Below are 18,486 nucleotides of genomic sequence, written 5' to 3'. Positions count from 1 at the left end.
TAGCGGGGTGTGCGGGCGTGGATCATAAGCAGGTTTTGGGGGTACGCAGAGGACTCCCCCGGCAATGGCTCACCCCGGCCTTACGAACCGGTTCGCTCCAGGTGACGCTGAGCGGGTCGCTGTCGCTGCGGGACCTGGATGATCACCAGGCCGAGACGGGTGCGGCCGGAGCCGGGGCCGGGGCGACGACCTTGAAGGTGATGCTGACCTGCCGGGTCCCGCCGCCCGCCCGCACCACGGCCGTGCCCTCCCGCACCGCGCGGACCTCCCACTCCCGGTAGCCGGGGTCCGATTCGTACTCCACGGGTACGACGGTGACGGCGGGCCCGTCCGCCACGGCCTCCCCGACGCCCGGCCCCGTCACCCTGAGCAGCGCGACGCCGCCGGCGACGAGGCCGAGGGTGCGCCCCGAGTCGTCCTGGGTGAGGGAGAGCCGGGTCGGGGTCGGGGGGCTGGGCAGGTCGGGCAGGGGTGCGGAGGCGGACAGGGTGCGCCCGGGTGCGGGTTCCGGGCGCGCGCAGGCGGTCGCCGCCACCCCGAGGACCAGGGCGACGGCGACCGCGGAACAGCGGACTGCTAGACGAGCGGAACGTTGACGCATGTCAGGATCTTCGCCTGCCGGAACAGGTCCTGCGCACTCGATGCCGGATCCAGTCGCACCTTCTCCGCATTCTGAAGCACTGTCAGGAACGCTGTGTCCGCCTTGAGATCACCGTCCGTGTCGACCTTCTCGCCCGGCTCGAAGGCCCCGTTGGCGAAGTTCAGCCAGGCGCCCAGGAGTTGACGGTCGACCGCCTTCTTGGCGTCGAAGAGCGACGGCGCGAGGACGTGCGCGGCCCGCCCCTGCGTGGACACGTCGACACCCTCGGAGAACACCGCGCTGGAGTGCTGCACGATCTTCAGGTAGCAGTCGAGCCGCTCCTTGCCGAGCCCGGTGAGGTCCCCCGTCAGGTACTTCACGTACCAGACGTCGGCGAGCAGCGAGAGCGGTGCGTTCCCCTGGACGATCACCTTGGCCTGGTCGGAGCCGGTGCCGCCGTCGTCGTCCCGGGCGGACAGGCCCAGGTCGTACAGGCAGGGCTTGTCGTACGTGTGCGCCTGCGTGTCGGCGAGGTCGCGCGGCTGGACGCTCGGGCTGTTCGCCGGGTCCGGGTTCGGCGGGTTGACCAGGGAGTTCACCACGGTGTCGGGGGTGCCGTCGCCCCACGCCCAGGTGAGCTTCTCGTCGTCGCTGCCGGGGTCGGTGACGCGCCCGGCGAGCTCGGCCTTCTTGCCCGCGTGCACGACGAGCGTCTTGCCGCCCGCGAGGTCGACGGCCTTGGACTTGTCGACGGCGACGGTCGGATCGACGTTGTCGACCGTGACGGCGGTCTGCTCGCAGGTCTCGGTGTCGTCGTCCTTGCCGCAGATCTTGATGGTGTACGTGCCGTTGTCGCCGAAGACGGTGTCGGTGGAGAAGGTGAGGGTGGCGTCCGGCCGCCCGTTCTCCAACTGCCCTTGCAGGGGTACGGTCTTTCCGTCCCCGAGGTCGACGGTCGCGGTGAGCGGGTCGAGCCAGCCGGGGTCGGTGACGGTCCCGCTGACGGTCAGCTTCCCGCCCTCCACGGCCTGCCCCTTGACGGTGAGGGCCACGGACGGCGCGACGTTGGTGACGGTGACCGTCGCGGTGTCGGTGCTCGCTCCGGCCGCGTTGCCGACGCGCAGGCCGACGGTGTACGTGCCGTCCTGGCCGACCCGGTCGAAGAGCGGGCCGGGCCCGGTGGCGTCGTCGTACGCTCCGTCGCCGTCGAAGTCCCAGGCGTACGTGGCCGCACCGCCCGGCGAGGTGCTGCCGGAGGCGTCGAGCCGTACGTCGGAGCCCTCCTTGGTGGTGTACGGGCCGCCCGCGTCGGCCGTCGGCCTGCAGGTGGCCGGGAGGTCGGTGGCGGGGGTGCCCTGGTCCTGGGCGGAGGAGGAGGCGCTCGCACCCATGCCGCGCTTGGCGAACGCACCCCACAGCAGGCACTGGTTGGCGCCGTTGTTGTTGGCGCGGTCAGCGGCGAGAATGCCGTCGCGGGCGTCCAGGAAGTCCGGCTTGGTGGCGGTCAACTTCATGCCGTCGACCATGAGTTGCTCGTGCTGGGCCTTGCCGCCCGCGGCCCCGTGCGCGCCGACGAGTGCGGTGCGGGCCTCCCACATGGTGGCGGCCCAGATCTCGCCGTCGCGGTGCACCTGGCAGCCGCCCTCGCAGAGGTTCGCGTAGGTGAGGGGGCTCTTGTCGTAGGCGTAGCGGCGCACGCCGGACGCGGTGCCGGTGGCGTACTCGCCGTAGACGGGGTCGCTCCACATGGAGGTGGCGATGGCGTCGCCCCAGCCCTCGCCGAGTCCGCCGGTCTGCGCGCCGCTGCCCAGGTTGCCGCCGCCGACGAGGCGGTGCGAGAGGCCGTGGCTGTACTCGTGGGCGACGGTGTCGCCGTTCATGCCGCGGTGGGTGTTGAGCTGACCGCAGGAGGTGCGGCCGACGAACATCCGCATGGTGGGGTTCTGGCCGTCGGCGGGGGTGCCGAAGTTGGCGTTGCAGGCGCTGCTGCCCGAGGCGTTGTAGTCCACGTACACCTGGACGCGGTCGCTGCCCTTGCCCCCCTTGCCGAGGTTGTCCTCCTGGAAGTTCCCCGACGCCTCGTCGAAGCCGAGCTTGTACAGGAAGTCGTGCATGTTGTTGGTGTAGTAGAACGCCTGGGTGACGACGGCGTCCCGGTCGGTGGTGAGGTCGGTGCCGCCGCTGGTGCGGAAGGCGTCCGTGAAGGGGTAGTGGAAGTGCTGGTACGCGGGGTCGCCGGCGGGCGGGGTCTGCGGCTGGTAGCCGAGGGACTCCTGGCCGGTGAGGTTCTGCGAGACCTCGGCGTTGTTGCCGGTGGGGACGCGCCCTTCGACCCAGGAGCGGCCGAGCCCGCTGAAGGGGACTGTCTGCTGACTGCCGTGGTTGGCGTTCTGGCCGGTGAAGACGCGCCCCTCGGGGCCCTCGTTGTGGCTGAGGTCGGTCCGGCTCAGGATCGCGCCGTTCTCGGCGTCGACCACGGTGTCGTACAAGTGGCCGTTCTTCGCCGTGAGTTGGGTGCGCCAGCCGGGCCGGGCGGTGCCGTCGGCGAGGGGCAGGACGACGCGGACGGCGGTGGTCTCGCCGGTGACGTCCGGGGTGCCGACGGAGGCGGCGGCGAGGTCGAGTGCCCTGGTTTGGCCGAGAGTTGCCGCCGCGTCGGCGCGGACGCCGGGGATCAGGGAGCCGGTGGCGGTGGCGATGCGGCCCTGCTTGTCGACGGCGACGGAGAGCTGGGCGCCGTGGACGGGGACGCCCCGGTCGGTCTGGCCGAGGAAGACGTGCTGGACGCCGTTGTGCTGCGTACCGTACGACTTGACGACGGCGAGGCCGTCGAGGTCGGCGGCGGAGAGCCCGTACAGCTCGGCGTGCTCGCGCACGTAGCCGAGGGCGATGCTGCGGGCTTCGGCCGAGCGGGCGCCGGTGAGGGTGGGGCGGCCCTGCGGGGTGACGAGGCGCGGGGTGCCGGTGCGGCCCCAGCGTACGGCGGACCTCTCCAACTCCCGCGCTGCCGAGAGCTGTTCGGAGGTGGGGCTCTTGCGGAAGGCGGCCTGCGGGTCGATGTCGGGGTAGGGCTGGTCGGCCTTCTCCTCGACGGGCGCGGCCTGCGGGGCGGGCAGGGGCGCGGCCGCGGCGGACGGTACGGCGACGGCGGTGGCGGGCAGCGCGAGCAGCGCGGCGCCGACGACCAGCGTTCTTCGGATGCGGTTGCGGTCTCTTCGTATGCGGGTTCTTCGTATGCGTGCGGACGGCATCGCTCTCCCCCTGATACGCGGTTCACGGCAAGGAACCGCGCCAAGGTACGTGAGCATGACAAGAGGGAGGAAGGGCCCGTGGGTCGGGATGGCCGAAAGTGGCGTACACGCGCTGCTGTGACATCAGGGGAGCCAGAGGCGCCGGGTGAGGGGCGGTCGTCCGGCCGCCCCTCACCCGTACACCTCAACGACGCTGCGACTCCTCCGCCTGCTCCCCGTGGTCGCCGGGCCCGCCGTGCCCGCCGCCGTGCCCGTTCGTCAGCGCCCGCCGGTACTCCTCCGCCGTCGGCTTCGGTACGAACGTGCCCGGCCCGTACATCGCCTTCGCCAGCCGCGCGCGCAGCCGGTCGGAGCGCCGGACGGGCCTGCGCACACCGTTGGCGTCGACCTCGGGGCCGACCTCGAAGGGCACCGGCTGCTCGTGCGCGGTGAGGGTGTGCAGTTCGGCCTGCGAGAGCGGGGTGTGCACCTCGACGAACTCGCCGTGCGGCAGCCGCTTGAGCGTGCCGCTCTCCCGCCCGTGCAACGCCTTCTCGCTGTCGCGGAGTTCGAGCCCCTGACAGACCCGGCGGGTGATCACGAAGACCAGCGCGGGCACCACGAAGACGCCGATGCGCACGAACCAGGTGATGGCGTTGATGGAGAGGTGGAAGTGGGTGGCCCACAGGTCGTTGCCGCCACCGATCAGCAGCACCGCGTACAGCGACAGCCAGGCCGCGCCGAGGCCGGTGCGGGTGGGGGCGTTGCGCGGGCGCTGCGCGATGTGGTGCTCGCGCTTGTCGCCGGTCACCCAGGCCTCGATGAACGGATAGACCGCGATGGCCATCATGATCAGCGGGAAGAGCGTGAAGGGGATGAAGACGCCGAGTTGGAGCGTGTGCCCCCAGGCGTTGATCTCCCAGCTGGGCATCACCCGGATCAGCCCCTCGGAGAAGCCGAGGTACCAGTCGGGCTGGGCGCCGGTGGACACGAGGTCGGGGCGGTAGGGGCCGAGCGCCCAGACCGGGTTGATGGTGACGACCGCGCCCATGATCGCGAGCACGCCGAAGACCAGGAAGAAGAAGCCGCCGGCCTTGGCGATGTAGACGGGCATGAAGGGTGCGCCGACGACGTTCTTCTCGGTCCTTCCGGGCCCCGCGAACTGCGTGTGCTTGTGGTAGAAGACCAGGATCAGATGGGCGACGACGAGCCCCAGCATGATCCCGGGCAGCAGCAGGATGTGCACCGGATAGAGCCGGGCGATGATGTCGTCACCGGGGAACTCGCCGCCGAACAGGAAGAACGCGAGATACGTCCCCACGATCGGCACCGACAGAATCGCCCCGTGCGCGAACCGCAGCCCGGTGCCGGAGAGCAGGTCGTCCGGCAGCGAGTACCCGGTCAGCCCGGTGATCAGGGCGAGCATCAGCAGCGTCCACCCGATGAGCCAGTTCACCTCGCGCGGCTTGCGGAAGGCGCCGGTGAAGAAGACCCGCATCATGTGCACGAGCATCGCGGCGACGAAGACCAGCGCCGCCCAGTGGTGGATCTGCCGGATCAGCAGCCCGCCGCGCACCTCGAAGCTGATGTCGAGGGTGGACTCGAAGGCCCGGGTCATCGGGACGCCGTTGAGCGGGACGTACGACCCGTGGTAGACGACCTCCGCGGAGCTGGGCTCGAAGAAGAGGGTGAGGTAGATGCCGGTGAGGATGATGATCAGGAAGCTGTAGAGGCAGATCTCGCCGAACATGAAGGACCAGTGGTCCGGGAAGATCTTCCGCAGGTTGGCCCTGGCCATCGGGTAGAGCCCGAGCCGGCCGTCCGCCCAGTCGGCCAGTTTCTCGCCCTTGCCGGGCGGTCCTGGCCTCGCACTGTCGCCTTGGGTGAGTCCGCTGCCGCTGATGCTGCTCATACGACCCCCTCATACGGACCTCTCAGAGTAGGCGCGTCGCCATACAGATCCAACAGGGTTGACGACGTGGGCGGTTGAAGTGTGAGGCGGCGGTCGGATCCGGTTGTTCCGGGGGCCGTACGGGTGGGGGTGCGCGGCGTCCGGACCCGGCTGGATATCGTGGCCGGTCACGGAGCACGGGACGCAGGAGGGGGCAGCGCATGGCGGGGCCGGGGCGCGAGGACTGGATACGGGTGCCGGTCGGGGAGGACGCGGACCGCTGGGCCACGCGGGGCCGCTGCCGCCGGGTGCTGCTCGTGGTGCACAACGTGACGGCCGCGACCCGGCTGCTGGATGTGGCGCCGCTCTTCGACGACGACACCGGGGTGCAGCTGCTGGCGACCTGTCCGGGCTCGTCGCCGTTCCGGGCCGGGGTCGCGGAACTGCTGGAGGACGTCCTCGGGGTTCCGGTGCTGTCGTGGCCGCAGGCGCTCGCGACGCCGGTCGATCTCGCGATATCCGCGAGCTTCGGGGGCGAACTCCACCTGATTCAGGGGAAGTTGGCCATCCTGTCGCACGGGGTTGGCTACACTAAAAGGTTGGCGACACCGGACACCGGACACCGGACACCGGACACCGGACACCGGACACCGGACACCGGACACCCTTCGCCCGACGCCCCTCCGCACGCCTGTGCCGCCCCCGTCTTCGGCCTCTCCGCCCCCTGGCTGCTGCACAACGGCGTCCCCGTCGCCGACGCCCTGGTCCTCTCCCACCCCGAACAGCTGGACCGCCTCAAGGAGGCGTGCCCCGTGGCCGCCCCCACCGGTGTCATCGCCGGTGACCCCTGCTTCGACCGCATGCTGGCGGCCCGCCCGTACCGCCACCGCTTCCGCAACGCGCTCGGGGTGCAACCGCACCAGCGGCTGATCGTCGTCAACTCCACCTGGAACCCCGAGTCCCTGTTCGGCGACGGGGGCGACGAGGACCTGCTGCCCGTCCTGCTCCCCCGGCTGGCCTCGGAGCTGCCCGCCGACGAGTACCGGGTCGCCGCCGTCCTGCATCCGAACATCTGGGCCGGTCACGGCCCCGGCCAGATCCGCGCCTGGCTGGACCGGGCCCGCCGGGCGGGCCTGATCCTCGTCGACCCGCTGCACCACTGGCGGCAGGCGCTGCTCGCCGCCGACGCGGTGATCGGCGACCACGGCGCGGTCTCGTTCTACGCCGCCGCCCTCGGCACTCCCGTGCTGCTGGGCGCGGCCCCGCTCGCCGGGCTCGCCCCGGACTCCCCGGTCGCGGACTTCGTGACGCACGCGCCGCGCCTCGATGCGTACGCACCCCTCGTACCGCAGCTCGACCAACTCATCGCCGCACACCGCCCGTTCACGGAGGCAGCGGAGTTCGTCACGTCCGTCCCCGGCCGGTCCGCCGCGCTCCTGCGACAGCTCTTCTACAACCTCATGGGCCACCCCGAGCCGACCGGACCTGCACTTCCGGAGCCACTGCTGGCCGAGACGATCGAGCCCCACCCCCTCACCGCACCCCTGCACGTGGTGACCACCCGCGCACCCTCCGGGGAGATCTCGGTGACCCGCTACCCCGACCCGCGCACGGCCCCCGAGGTGCGCGGCGAGGTCCACTCGGCCGTGCACGAGGACACCCGCGACCGCGGGCGGCTCGCGCTGGCCGACGTCATCCACCGTACGAACGCGGCCGACGACCCGCGCTTCGGCGGCCCCGCCCGCTGGACGGCCGAGGTCCTCGCCCGCTTTCCGCAGTGCGCGATGGCCGCGTACGTCACCGGGCCGACCACCTGCACGGTCCGCACCCGCGAGGGCGCCCTCCTCCACCTCACGGGCACGTTGGGGGCCGACCCGGCGCTGTACGCGTCCGCCCTGTACGCGGTCCTGGCGGACGGCCCGGAGCCGGTGAGCGGCCTGACCGTACGGACCGGCTCCGCCGTTCACGCCGTGACGGTCACCCCGCTGCCGGACCCCCTCCAGGACTTCCGGGGCTGACGCACAGCGCACGCAGCTGCCGCAGGTAGGCCAGGTGGTGCTCCGCCCGCTCGCCCTCCAGGACGGCGATCGCCTCGTCGACCAGCGGCAGCGCGGCGGCCTGCGCGGCCGGGCCCGCCCGCCGGGTGCCGTCCACGTGCGTACGGGCGAGGTCGGTCAGTGCGCGCGCCATGTTGTACGGGTCGCCGCCGGACCGGAAGTACGCCACCGCCGCGCCGAGCCGCTCACGGGCCTCGTCGGTGCGGCCCAGCCCGGTGAGCGCGCGGCCCCGGTGGCGTTCGAGGAGGGCGAGGGCGCGCGGCAGGTCGGCGGCACCCTCGTCACCGGGGCCGATGGCCGCGTACAAGCCCTCCACCTGCTCGAAGAGTACGTACGCCTCCTCCCACCGCCACTGCGCGAGCCGCAGCAGCCCCAGCCCCTCGACGGCGGAGGCGTGCCCCCGGACGTGACCGGCGGCGCTCTCGTCGCGGGCGGCGGCCCGGAGGGAGCGCTCGGCCTCGTCGTACCGTTCGAGCGCGGTGAGGGCGAAGCCGAGGTGGGCGTGCATCATCCCGGCGATACGGGTGCCGGGGAAGTGCGCGTCGGCGGTGGCGGCGCCGGTGTGCAGGGCCGGCAGGACGACGTCCAGCTGCCCCGCCTTCAGCTGCACCGGCCACAGGGCGCGGACCAGCCTGCACACGGTCTCGGGCCGGCCGAACTCGTCGGCGGCGGCGACCGCTTCCATCAGGTTGGCGGTCTCGGCGGCGAGCGCGGCGAGGGCCTCGCCCGGGCCCTCGTACGTCAACACCTCGTCGCTGTCGCGCGGTTGGGGCGAGCGCCAGCTCTGCGGCAGGGCGGCGCGGGCGGTCGGCTCGGCGAAGTGCAGATACCCGTCGAGCACGCGCCCGACGGCCGCCGAGCACACGGCCGGACCGTCCTCCCGCGCGGCGGCCTGCTCGGCCAGGGCGCGCACGGAGGGCCGGTGCCGGTGGTGCCCCTGCGGGGTGGTGTCGAGGAGCCGGTTCTCGGCGAGTACGTCGAGGGCGCGGGCCGCGTCGGGGGTGGCGAGGTTGGCCGCGCGGGCGGCCAGGCCGGTGGTGACGGCGGGCCAGGGGCGCAGGGCGGTGAGCCGGTGGACGCGGGCGGTGACGGGGTCGAGGGACTGGTAGGCGTGGTCGATGGCGGTGCGGACGGCGTCGCGTTCGGTCATGGCGGGTAACTGCGTCCTCTCCGTGCGGGGTTGCGGTACGTGCGCCAGCCGGGGTGCGGCGGCCAGGACCGCGTAGGGCGAGCCGCCGCAGTCGGCGATCACCGAGGGCAGCAGGGCGCGTGCGGCGTCGAGGGCCGGGCGGCCCGCCGTCTCCTCCAGGAGCCTGCGGACGTACTTCTCGGCGAGCGGTCCGACCGGGATCCGCCGGGCGGGCAGCCGCAGCAGCGGATCGCGGGCGGTCACCACGGTGACCACGCCCGGCGCGGTGGCGATCAGAGGGAGCACCTGGGCTGCGTGCGAGGCGTGGTCGAGTACGACGAGCAGGGCCAGGTCGGCGACGCAGCGGCGGAAGAACTCGGCACGGTGCAGCTCGGAGGGCGGTATCTCCTCCTCGGAGACCCCGAGTTGACGGAACGCCTCCCGCAGGGCGGCCCCGGCGCTCATCACCCCGTCCGGCCCACCGCGCAGATCCACGTACACCTGCCCGTCCTTGAACCGGCGTGCGGCCTCCCGGCCGCCCCAGCACCAGGCGATCTCGGTGGTGCCGATGCCTTCGGGCCCGTGCAGGAGGGCCACCTTGGGCCGCCCGTCCGTCCTGCGGCCGGCTTCCTCGTCCAGCTCCTTCAGTACGCGCTGCCGGTTCACGAAGTGCCGTGAGGCGGCGGGGAGTCGGGGGACGGACCGGGCACCGGCGGCCCGTCGCACGGTGCCCGCGAAGACGTCCCAGTCCCGGACGAGTCCGGGATCGCGCCGCATCGCCTCGTACAACTCGGCTGCCATCAGCTCCACTTGACGCTGATCGACGGGTGCCGCGACCTCCCGCCCCAGGATGCGCTGCACCAGCGAACCGGCCGACTGCCAGACCCACTTGCCCGCCTCCGAGGCCGTGCCCGAGGCGACCGCGCCGAGCACGGTCGAAATGGCCCCCACCGAGATGAGATCGAGCATCCTGCACTCCCCCGTCGTCACCGTCGTCACGTCTCGCGTCGCCGCGGAATCAACCGTATCGACAGGAGTGGCCCACACAACACCCTCCCCGGACGGCAGTCCCGCGATCACCCCTCCGGACGGCCGTAGGGTGACAGTGAAACAAAAGGGCGCAGGTCAGGAGCCGACAGATGACGAACCCCACGACGGACGACAACACCATCAAGTCCGGCATACGAAAGCGGCTCGACGAGGTCGCCACCGAACTGACGACCCTGAGCCGCCGCATCCACGCACACCCGGAGACCGCCTTCGAGGAACACCGGGCGGCGGCGTGGTGCACGGACCTCCTACGCACCCACGGCTTCGCGGTCACCGCGCCCGCGTACGGCCTCCCCACCGCCTTCGAGGCGACGGTCGGCTCGGGCCCGGTGACGGTGGCGCTGGCCTGCGAGTACGACGCGCTGCCCGGGCTCGGCCACGCCTGCGGCCACAACCTGATCGCGGCGGCGGGGGTGGGCGCGGCACTCGCCCTCGCCCCCTTCGCGGACGAACTCGGCCTGACCGTACGGGTATTGGGCACCCCGGCCGAGGAGAGTGGCGGCGGCAAGGCCCTCCTCCTCTCCGCCGGTGCGTTCGACGGCGTGGACGCGGCGATGATGATCCACCCCTGCCCCTTCGACGTGGCGGACTTCCACTCCTACGCCATGGGCTCACTCGACATCACCTACACCGGCAAGTCGGCGCACGCCGCGATGAACCCCGAGGACGGCCGCAACGCGGCGGACGCGCTCACGGTCGCCCAGGTCGCCCTCGGCCTGCTCCGCCAGCAGCTGCCCGCAGAGTGGAAGGTCCACGGCATCACGACCTCGGCGGGCACGGCCCTCAACGCCATCCCGGAATCCGCCCACGCCGCGTACGCACTCCGCACCCCTTCCGCCGCTGAACTGGACACCCTCCGTGCCCGTGTCGAGAACTGCTTCCGCGCGGGCGCCCTGGCGACGGGCTGCGAGGTGACCCTCGCCCAGCCCTCCCCCGACTACCTCGACTTCCGCTCCGACCCGGAACTGGTCGCCCTCTGGACGGCGAACGCGCGCGCCGTGGGCCGCCCGGAGCCGGAGGTGCGGGGGCCCTTCGCCTCCACCGACATGGGAAACGTCTCCCACGCGGTCCCTTCCATCCACCCCGTCCTGAACATCGGCGCCTCGTCCTGCGGCCCCCACCAGCCGGAATTCACCGCGGCGGCAGCGACGCCTGCGGCCGAACGCACGATGCTGGAGGGCGCCCTCTCCCTGGCCTGGACCGCCTCCGACCTGGCCACCCACCGCACCCCCTGACCCGCCCGTCGGGGGCGCGGGGCTGTATCGACTTGCGGCTCCGCCGCGCGGGCGCGACGTCCTGTGCCGGGCGCACTCATCCGTGCCCCTTCAGGGGCACGGGGCTGTACCGACTTGCGGCTCCGCCGCGCGGGCGCGACGTCCTGTGCCGGGCGCACTCATCCGTGCCCCTTCAGGGGCACGGGGAACTGCGCGACCAGCCACGACGTGCCTGCACGGGAACCGGTCCCCTCTTGCCCCGCAGGGTTTAGGTGAAGGGGCGGGGCTGGGGACCTCTTGGCCCGGCGGGCCGGGCTTCACGTGCCCGGTGCCGGGAGGCGCCCCGAGGGCCCTGCGGCTGCGCGCACCCGGCGTGCAAGNGCGTGCAAGGTGCGGGCAGGGGCCGGAACCGGGGCGGGCCCGGATCGGGCGTACCGCCCCCTTGCCCGCCCGTCCCGCCCCCGGGGGGCGGCCCCGCCGCCCAAGGGGGCGAGGGAGGGGAGGCCCCTCAGCCCACCGGGGCCAATGCCCCCGCCCTCGGCACCACCACCGGCGCCCCGTCCCCCGGCGCCTCCAGCACATCCGCCTCCACCCCGTAAAGCTCCTTCACCAGCGCCGCGGTGACGACCTCCCGGGCGGGCCCATGCGCCACCACCCGCCCCTCATTCATCGCCACGACCACATCCGCATACCGCGCCGCACTCGCCAGATCGTGCAGCACCATCACCACGGTCCGCCCCGCCGCCGCGACCTCCCGCACCAGCGACAGCACCTCCACCGCGTGCCCCAGATCGAGCGCACTCGTCGGCTCGTCGAGAAGCACGATCGGCGTCTCCTGCGCCAGCACCATCGCCAGCCAGCACCGCTGCCGCTGCCCGCCGGACAGCTGGTCGAGCCTCCGCTCGGCGAGCGACAGGGTCCCCGTGGCCTCCAACGCGGCCCGCACCGCAGCCTCGTCCTCCCGGGACCACTGCCGGAACAGCCCCTGGTGCGGGTGGCGCCCGTACCGTACGAGCCCTGCGACGGTGACCGCCTCCGGCGCCTGCGGCGACTGTGCGAGCAAGGCGATGCGGTGGGCGGCCTTCCGCTGGGTGAGCCCCCAGACGTCCTCCTCACCCGCCCGTACCGTCCCGGAGTCCGGCTTGTGCAGTCGGGCGACGGCCCGCAGCAGGGTCGACTTGCCGCATCCGTTGGGCCCGACGATCGCGACGACCTGCCCGCTGGGGACGGTGAGGTCGACGCCGTCGACGACGGGATGGCCGGGGTAGCCGGCGGTGAGCGCCTCTACGGTCAGTTCCACGGGACTTCAGGCCTTTCCGGTCCGAGAAGGACGATCAGATGTCTTGCCGAACAGCACCCACAACAAAAACGGCCCGCCGAGAACACTCGTCACGACGCCCACCGGGATCTCGACCGGCGCGATGACCCGCCCGAGCGCGTCGGCCCCGGCGACGAGTGCCGCACCGACGAGCGCCGAGCCGATGATCGGGACCCGGGTGGGCCCGCTGAGCCGCGCGGCGAGCACCGGCGCGGCGAGGGCGACGAAGGCGATGGGCCCGCCGATGCCGACCGCGATGCCGGAGAGCACGACGGCGAGCGCCAGGGTGACGGCCCGTACCCGGGAGACGTTGACGCCGAGCGTGGCGGCCATGTCGTCGTCGAACCGCAGCAGTTGCAGCCGACTGCCCGCCACCAGCGCCAACGGCACAAGCACCACCAACAGGTACACAAGCGGGGTCCCCACCCCCCAGTCCCGCCCGTTCAACGACCCGACGGTCCACAGGAAGACACCACCGGCGGTGTTGTCGTTCTCCCGCGACATCACGAGATCGGTCACCGCCCCGATGACCGTGGAGACACCGATGCCGACCACCAGGATCCGGTACCCGGCGTGCCCCGCCCCGCCCGCACACGCGACGACGAGCATGGCTGCGGCCGCCGCGCCGAGCGGTCCCAGCCACCAGTCGCCGATCATTCCGGTGGAGGAGCCGACGACGGAGGCGACCACGGCCGCCGTGGCGCCGTCGTTGACGCCGATGACGTCGGGGGTGGCGAGGCGGTTTCCGGCCAAGGTCTGGGTGAGGCAGCCCGCGATGCCGAGGGCCGCACCGACCATCAGGCCGACCGCGATACGGGGCAGCCGGAACTCCCGTACGAGCATGACGGTGGCGCGGTCGCCGGTGCCGAGGAGCCCGGCGAGGCTGTCGCCGAGGCTCATGCTGGTGGAGCTGGCGAACGCGGCGAAGGTGACGATGCCGCCGATCAGCAGGGCGAGCCCGACGGCCGCGAGGGCGCTGCGGTAGGGGAAGAGCCAGGAGAACGCGCCGAGCCGCAGCGGGGTGGAGTCGGGCGGGGTCAGCACCTTGCCGGACGAGGTCTTCTCGTACGGAACACGAGAACGCGTACTCATGCGCTCGCCCCCGCCGTCGACATCCGCCGCGACCGCGCGATCCAGATCAGCAGCGGCCCGCCGATAAACGCCAGCAGCACGCTCACCGGCGTCTCCCAGGGCCGGATCACGACCCGGGCCAGCAGGTCGGCGACGATCATCACGCACGCCCCGACCAGCCCGGACAGCACCAACTGGCCGCCCATCCGGGGCCCGGTGACGGACCGTGCCGCGTACGGCGCGAGCAGTCCGAGGAAGGCGATCGGTCCGGCCAGTGCCACCGCCGACCCGGCGAGCAGCGTCACCGCGACGGCGACGGTGAGCCGGATGCGCCCGGGGTGGTGCCCGAGGGAGCGTGCGCTGTCGTCGCCGAGCGCCAGCGCGGACAGCGGCCGTACGGACAGGAAGGCGACCGCGAGTCCGACCGCGATGAGCGGCAGCAGCGGCAGCGTGTCCTTGGTCTCGATGCCCGCGAGGGAGCCGATGGTCCAGTAGCGGTACGTGTCGAAGGTCGACTGGGTGCCGAGCAGTACGTACGACGTGGCCCCGTGGAAGGTCGCCCCGAGCGCGGAGCCCGCGAGCACCAGCCGCAGCGGGGATCCGGCGGCCCGCCCGGACGCGGCGAGCAGTAGGACGACGGCGCTCGCCGCCATGCCGCCGACCAGCGCCCACACCAGGACCGCGTACGCGGAGGTGATGTGGAAGTACGTGAGTCCGATCACAACTCCGAGCGCCGCACCGGAGTTGACGCCGAGCAGTCCGGTCTCGGCGAGGGGGTTGCGGGTGACGGCCTGGAGGAGGCAGCCGGCCGCGCCGAGCGCATTGCCGACGAGCAGTCCGGCGATCGTGCGGGGCAGGCGTACGTCCATGACGGCCAGCCTGATCTGCGCGTCCGCGCGGGCGGCGGGGTCGCCGGTGAGGAAGCCCCAGGCCTTGGCGATCGGGTTGGAGCCCGAGCCGATCAGCAGGGACAGCACGCACAGCGCCGCCAGGAGCAGCAGCAGGGCGGCGGCCGCCCACAGCGTGGGCCGATGGAGTCTCGCCGAACCCGGTATGGGGGGTTCGGTTCCGGCCTCCCGGACCCGCCCCTCTTGCGCAACCAACATGAAGTTAGCCTAACCTAACCACGACACGGAGCCCCTGGTCGGGTGCTGTGTGAACTCCCTGTTGCGGCAGGGACAGTTCGCCATGCCCCGACACACCCCGAGTCACCCCGTATGTCCGGTTTCCGATCCGGGCAACACTTCGCCTCACCAGCATGGAGATCACGGACATGTCCTCGACCCTCACCCCGCGCGCCCGGCTGACCGCGGTGGCGGCCCTCACCCTGGCCTCCGCCCTCACCCTCTCCGCCTGCGGTTCGGACGACTCCGGCTCCGGCGACAAGGGCTCCGGCCAGGCCAAGAACGCCGGCAAGACCGTCGCCGTCACGGACGCCACGGGCGCCGAGGTGAAGGTGCCCGAGGCGCCGAAGAAGGTCGTCGTGCTCAGCGAGATGGACCTAGACTCCTCGCTCGCGCTCGGGGTGAAGCCGGTCGGCCTGACCGCGGGCCGCGGCCAGAAGGGCGCCCCTGGCTACCTGGCCGAGCAGGCGCAGGGCATCCCGGTCGTCGGCGCGGTGACCGGCCCGGACATCGAGAAGGTCCTCGCCGCGAAGCCGGACGTGATCCTGGCCGGGCAGCTCGCCGACAAGCAGGTCCTCAAGCAGCTCCAGGCGATAGCCCCGACCGTCGTCACCATCGACAAGAAGAAGGACTGGAAGAAGTCCCTCGAACTGACCGGGAAGGTCCTCGGCAAGACCAACGAGGCCGCCGCCTTCGTCAAGGGGTACGAGACCAAGGTCGGCGAAGTGAAGACGGCGCTCGGCGCCAACGCGGGCAAGACCGTGTCGGTGGCCCGCTACTCGGCCAAGGGCACCGCGGTCATGCAGCAGGGCGTGTTCATCTCGGACATCCTGAAGGATCTGGCCTTCAAGCGTCCGGGCATCCAGAACGAGAAGGGCCAGGGCCACTCGACGCCGCTCAGCGACGAGGACCTGAAGCAGATCGACGCGGACTGGCTGTTCATCGGCACGCTGATGCAGAAGGGCCCGGACGCGAAGCTCTTCGGCGAGCTGAAGGAGAAGCCCGCGTACAAGGAGCTGGGCGCGGTCAAGGACAAGCACGTCACCGAGATCGACGGCTCCAAGTGGACCAGCCTGGGCGGCGCCACGGCCGCGATGTCCGTCCTCGACGACATCAAGACGGCCATGGCCGCCAAGTAGTCCGGGCCACCAACCGCTGAGCCCACCCTGCCCGCTGCGGGCAATCTCGCCCCGCCCGCTGTGGGCAATCGTTCCGCAGGGCGAGGGGGGCACCCCCTGCTCGAGCGGAGCCGAGAGCTTGGGGGAGGGTGGGCACAGCGGAACCCCCTGCGCCGGGCAGGCGCCCCACCCCCCGGCCCGCCCCGACCCCGGCCCACCGTCGACCGGGCCCCGGCCCACCGCAGCCCCACCCGCACGCAGGGGTACGGGACGCCACCCCGCCCCGTACCCCTGAAACCCCCACCTGCCAAGGACCCCTCGTGCCCGACACCTCCGCCGAAGCCGAAACCCCCACCCCCGCCCGGCCCGAGGGCGACGCCCCCACCTGGCCCGAAGAGACCGCCGCCCGCTACCGCGCCGCCGGCTACTGGCAGGGCGAAACCTTCGCCGGATGGCTCGCCGAACGCGCCGAGTCCCACCCCACCCGCCCCGCGATCACCGACGGCGACCGCACCTGGACGTACGCCGACCTCCACACCCGCGCCACCGAACTCGCCGCCGGTTTCGCCTCCCGCGGCGTCACCCACGGCGACCGCGTCGTGGTCCAACTCCCCAACGTCGCCGAGTTCTTCGAGGTCGTCTTCGCCCTCTTCCGCCTCGGCGCGCTCCCCGTCTTCGCCCTCCCGGCACACCGCGAGACGGAGATCCACTACTTCTGCGAGTTCACCGAAGCCGTCGCGTACGTCGTCCCCGACCGCCACGCCGGCTTCGACCACCGCACCCTCGCCGCCACCGTCAAGGCCCAAGTCCCCACCCTCCGCGAGGTCTTCGTCGTCGGCGACCCGGGCGAGCACACCGCCCTCACCGAAGTCCCGCTCCCCGCCACCGAGTTGAAGGCCCCGGAGCCCGCCCCCTCCGACCTCGCCTTCCTCCAGCTCTCCGGCGGCAGCACGGGCGTACCCAAGCTGATCCCCCGCACCCACGACGACTACATCTACTCGCTCTGGGGCTCCAACGAGCTGTGCGGCGTGAGCGCCGACTCCGTCTACCTGGTCGCCCTCCCCGCCGCCCACAACTTCCCGCTCTCCTCCCCCGGTTCACTCGGCGTCCTCTACGCGGGCGGACGTGTGGTGATGTGCCCGCAGCCCGACCCGGACACCGCGTTCCCGATCATCGAGCGCGAGAAGGTCACCATCACGGGCATCGTCCCGCCCCTCGCCCTCGTATGGACCGAAGCCGGGCCGAACACTCCGTACGACCTCTCCAGCCTCGAAGTCCTCCTGGTCGGCGGTGCCAAGTTCAGCGAGTCGGCCGCCCGCCGGGTCGGGCCGGCGCTCGGCTGCACGCTCCAGCAGGTGTTCGGCATGGCCGAGGGACTCGTCAACTACACGCGCCTGGACGACGATCCGGAGACGATCGTCACCACCCAGGGCCGCCCGATCTCCGCCGACGACGAGATCCGCATCGTCGACGACAACGACGAGGACGTCCCCGAGGGCGAGTCCGGCCACCTCCTCACCCGCGGCCCGTACACCATCCGCGGCTACTGGCGGGCCCCCGAGCACAACGCCCGCTCCTTCACCGCCGACGGCTTCTACCGCACCGGCGACATCGTCCGCCGCACCCCGACCGGCCATCTGGTCGTGGAGGGCCGGGCGAAGGACCAGATCAACCGGGGCGGCGAGAAGATCGCCCCCGAGGAGATCGAGAACATCATCCTCGGCCACCCCTCGGTGCACGACGTCTCCCTGGTCGCCGTCCCCGACGACTACCTGGGCGAACGCACGCTCGCATACGTGATCCTGCGCGCCGGCGCCGAGCCGCTGAAGTCGATGGCGATCAAGAAGTTCGTACGGGAGAAGGGCCTGGCCGCGTACAAGGTCCCCGACCTCGTCGAGTTCGTCACCGCCTTCCCGCAGACCGGCATCGGCAAGATCAGCAAGAAGGACCAGCGCTCGATCGCCACGGCCCCGCAGAACTGACCACTCCCCTTCTGCCGAACGGTTCGGGGCCACGCACCACCGCTCCGGTCCCGAGCACCCGCACTACCGAAAGGCCCACCCCCACCATGGCCCTGCCCGCCGTCGCCCCTTACGCGATGCCCACCGCCGACGAACTGCCCGAGAACCGCGTCGCGTGGACCGTCGACCCGCAGCGGGCCGTTCTGCTCGTCCACGACCTCCAGAACCACTTCCTGACCGCGTACACCCCCGACACCTCGCCGACCAACGAACTCCTGGCGAATGTCGCCCAGTTGACGAAGGCGGCGCGCGACGCGGGCATCCCGGTGATGTACTCCGCGCAGCCCGGCGGCCAGTCGCCCGCCGAGCGCGGTCTCCAGCAGGACTTCTGGGGCCCCGGTCTGCCGGACGACGCGCACGCGAAGGCCATCGCGGGCGAGGTCGCCCCCGAGCCCCGCGACACGGTCATCACCAAGTGGAAGTACAGCGCGTACGTCCGCACCGACCTGGAGGAGCGGATGCGCGTCGCGGGTCGCGACCAGCTCGTGGTCGTCGGTGTGTACGCGCACATCGGCGTCCTGATGACGGCGGCCGACGCGTGGATGCGCGACGTGCAGGCGTTCGTCGTCGCGGACGCGGTCGCGGACTTCTCCCGCGAGGACCACGACATGGCGTTGCGCTACGCGGCCGGACGGTGTGCGGTCGTCACCACCACCGACACCGTACTGAAGGGAATCTGATCC

At 72.2% G+C, this 18,486-nt stretch carries 12 protein-coding genes; 5 read left to right on the top strand and 7 right to left on the bottom strand.

All coding sequences use genetic code 11. The features are described from left to right. Positions 1-142: 142 nt before the first annotated feature. From IE269_RS20315 to qcrB, 3 genes are all read right to left on the bottom strand, one after another. Positions 143-601 carry a hypothetical protein gene (locus tag IE269_RS20315; protein WP_189824464.1) on the bottom strand — a complete coding sequence of 153 codons (459 nt, stop codon included), beginning with the start codon at positions 599-601 and terminating at the stop codon, positions 143-145. Continuing rightward, positions 577-3,831 carry a M36 family metallopeptidase gene (locus tag IE269_RS20310; RefSeq protein WP_189824463.1) on the bottom strand — a complete coding sequence of 1,085 codons (3,255 nt, stop codon included), beginning with the start codon at positions 3,829-3,831 and terminating at the stop codon, positions 577-579. The genes IE269_RS20315 and IE269_RS20310 overlap by 25 nt, the downstream gene beginning before the upstream one ends. A 184-nt stretch (positions 3,832-4,015) precedes the next feature. Beyond that, positions 4,016-5,722 carry a cytochrome bc1 complex cytochrome b subunit gene (gene qcrB, locus IE269_RS20305; protein WP_189824462.1) on the bottom strand — a complete coding sequence of 569 codons (1,707 nt, stop codon included), beginning with the start codon at positions 5,720-5,722 and terminating at the stop codon, positions 4,016-4,018. 200 nt (positions 5,723-5,922) lie between these two features. On the opposite strand from qcrB, the gene IE269_RS20300 reads away from it, so the two are divergent. Further along, positions 5,923-7,719, top strand: coding sequence for a hypothetical protein (locus tag IE269_RS20300; protein WP_189824461.1), 1,797 nt, complete (start codon positions 5,923-5,925; stop codon positions 7,717-7,719). On the opposite strand, the gene IE269_RS20295 is transcribed toward IE269_RS20300, so the two are convergent. After that, on the bottom strand, positions 7,679-9,856 hold the full coding sequence (locus IE269_RS20295; protein ID WP_189824460.1) for a tetratricopeptide repeat protein: 2,178 nt from the start codon (positions 9,854-9,856) through the stop codon (positions 7,679-7,681). The genes IE269_RS20300 and IE269_RS20295 overlap by 41 nt on opposite strands. 170 nt (positions 9,857-10,026) lie before the next feature. Between IE269_RS20295 and IE269_RS20290 the strand changes: the two genes are divergently transcribed. After that, positions 10,027-11,172, top strand: coding sequence for a M20 family metallopeptidase (locus IE269_RS20290; protein ID WP_189824459.1), 1,146 nt, complete (start codon positions 10,027-10,029; stop codon positions 11,170-11,172). Positions 11,173-11,659: 487 nt separating this feature from the next. On the opposite strand, the gene IE269_RS20285 is transcribed toward IE269_RS20290, so the two are convergent. From IE269_RS20285 to IE269_RS20275, 3 genes are read right to left on the bottom strand one after another with little or no spacing between them, the layout of a single operon-like run. Next, positions 11,660-12,451, bottom strand: coding sequence for an ABC transporter ATP-binding protein (locus tag IE269_RS20285; RefSeq protein WP_189824458.1), 792 nt, complete (start codon positions 12,449-12,451; stop codon positions 11,660-11,662). Between the two features lie 6 nt (positions 12,452-12,457). Next, positions 12,458-13,561, bottom strand: coding sequence for a FecCD family ABC transporter permease (locus IE269_RS20280; protein WP_189824457.1), 1,104 nt, complete (start codon positions 13,559-13,561; stop codon positions 12,458-12,460). Beyond that, the gene (locus IE269_RS20275; RefSeq protein ID WP_189824456.1) at positions 13,558-14,646 is read right to left on the bottom strand and encodes a FecCD family ABC transporter permease; all 1,089 of its coding nucleotides are present in this window, start codon (positions 14,644-14,646) and stop codon (positions 13,558-13,560) included. The genes IE269_RS20280 and IE269_RS20275 overlap by 4 nt, the downstream gene beginning before the upstream one ends. Before the next feature lie 152 nt (positions 14,647-14,798). On the opposite strand from IE269_RS20275, the gene IE269_RS20270 reads away from it, so the two are divergent. The 3 genes from IE269_RS20270 (at position 14,799) to IE269_RS20260 (ending at position 18,483) form a co-directional block, all read left to right on the top strand. Continuing rightward, positions 14,799-15,803 carry an ABC transporter substrate-binding protein gene (locus IE269_RS20270; RefSeq protein ID WP_229897998.1) on the top strand — a complete coding sequence of 335 codons (1,005 nt, stop codon included), beginning with the start codon at positions 14,799-14,801 and terminating at the stop codon, positions 15,801-15,803. Between the two features lie 299 nt (positions 15,804-16,102). Then, positions 16,103-17,764: a (2,3-dihydroxybenzoyl)adenylate synthase gene (locus IE269_RS20265; protein WP_189824455.1), complete on the top strand. Its 1,662-nt coding sequence runs from the start codon at positions 16,103-16,105 to the stop codon at positions 17,762-17,764. Positions 17,765-17,850: 86 nt separating this feature from the next. Next, positions 17,851-18,483 (top strand): isochorismatase family protein, encoded by a 633-nt coding sequence (locus tag IE269_RS20260; protein WP_189824454.1) that lies wholly within the window; start codon positions 17,851-17,853, stop codon positions 18,481-18,483. The last annotated feature ends 3 nt before the right edge of the window (positions 18,484-18,486 follow it).

Source organism: Streptomyces spiroverticillatus (genome assembly GCA_014650415.1).
Classification (GTDB): Bacteria; Actinomycetota; Actinomycetes; order Streptomycetales; family Streptomycetaceae; genus Streptomyces; species Streptomyces spiroverticillatus.
The sequence above is the reverse complement of the archived record's forward strand: the minus strand, read 5'-3'. Positions and strand labels throughout refer to the sequence as shown.

What these genes read in the sequence shown, in the direction of transcription:
- qcrB (WP_189824462.1), bottom strand. Translation starts at nt 5,722, where the DNA reads ATGAGCAGCATCAGCGGCAGCGGACTCACCCAAGGCGACAGTGCGAGG.
- IE269_RS20300 (WP_189824461.1), top strand. Translation starts at nt 5,923, where the DNA reads ATGGCGGGGCCGGGGCGCGAGGACTGGATACGGGTGCCGGTCGGGGAG.
- IE269_RS20275 (WP_189824456.1), bottom strand. Translation starts at nt 14,646, where the DNA reads ATGTTGGTTGCGCAAGAGGGGCGGGTCCGGGAGGCCGGAACCGAACCC.
- IE269_RS20270 (WP_229897998.1), top strand. Translation starts at nt 14,799, where the DNA reads ATGGAGATCACGGACATGTCCTCGACCCTCACCCCGCGCGCCCGGCTG.
- IE269_RS20295 (WP_189824460.1), bottom strand. Translation starts at nt 9,856, where the DNA reads ATGCTCGATCTCATCTCGGTGGGGGCCATTTCGACCGTGCTCGGCGCG.
- IE269_RS20315 (WP_189824464.1), bottom strand. Translation starts at nt 601, where the DNA reads ATGCGTCAACGTTCCGCTCGTCTAGCAGTCCGCTGTTCCGCGGTCGCC.
- IE269_RS20280 (WP_189824457.1), bottom strand. Translation starts at nt 13,561, where the DNA reads ATGAGTACGCGTTCTCGTGTTCCGTACGAGAAGACCTCGTCCGGCAAG.
- IE269_RS20310 (WP_189824463.1), bottom strand. Translation starts at nt 3,831, where the DNA reads ATGCCGTCCGCACGCATACGAAGAACCCGCATACGAAGAGACCGCAAC.
- IE269_RS20290 (WP_189824459.1), top strand. Translation starts at nt 10,027, where the DNA reads ATGACGAACCCCACGACGGACGACAACACCATCAAGTCCGGCATACGA.
- IE269_RS20260 (WP_189824454.1), top strand. Translation starts at nt 17,851, where the DNA reads ATGGCCCTGCCCGCCGTCGCCCCTTACGCGATGCCCACCGCCGACGAA.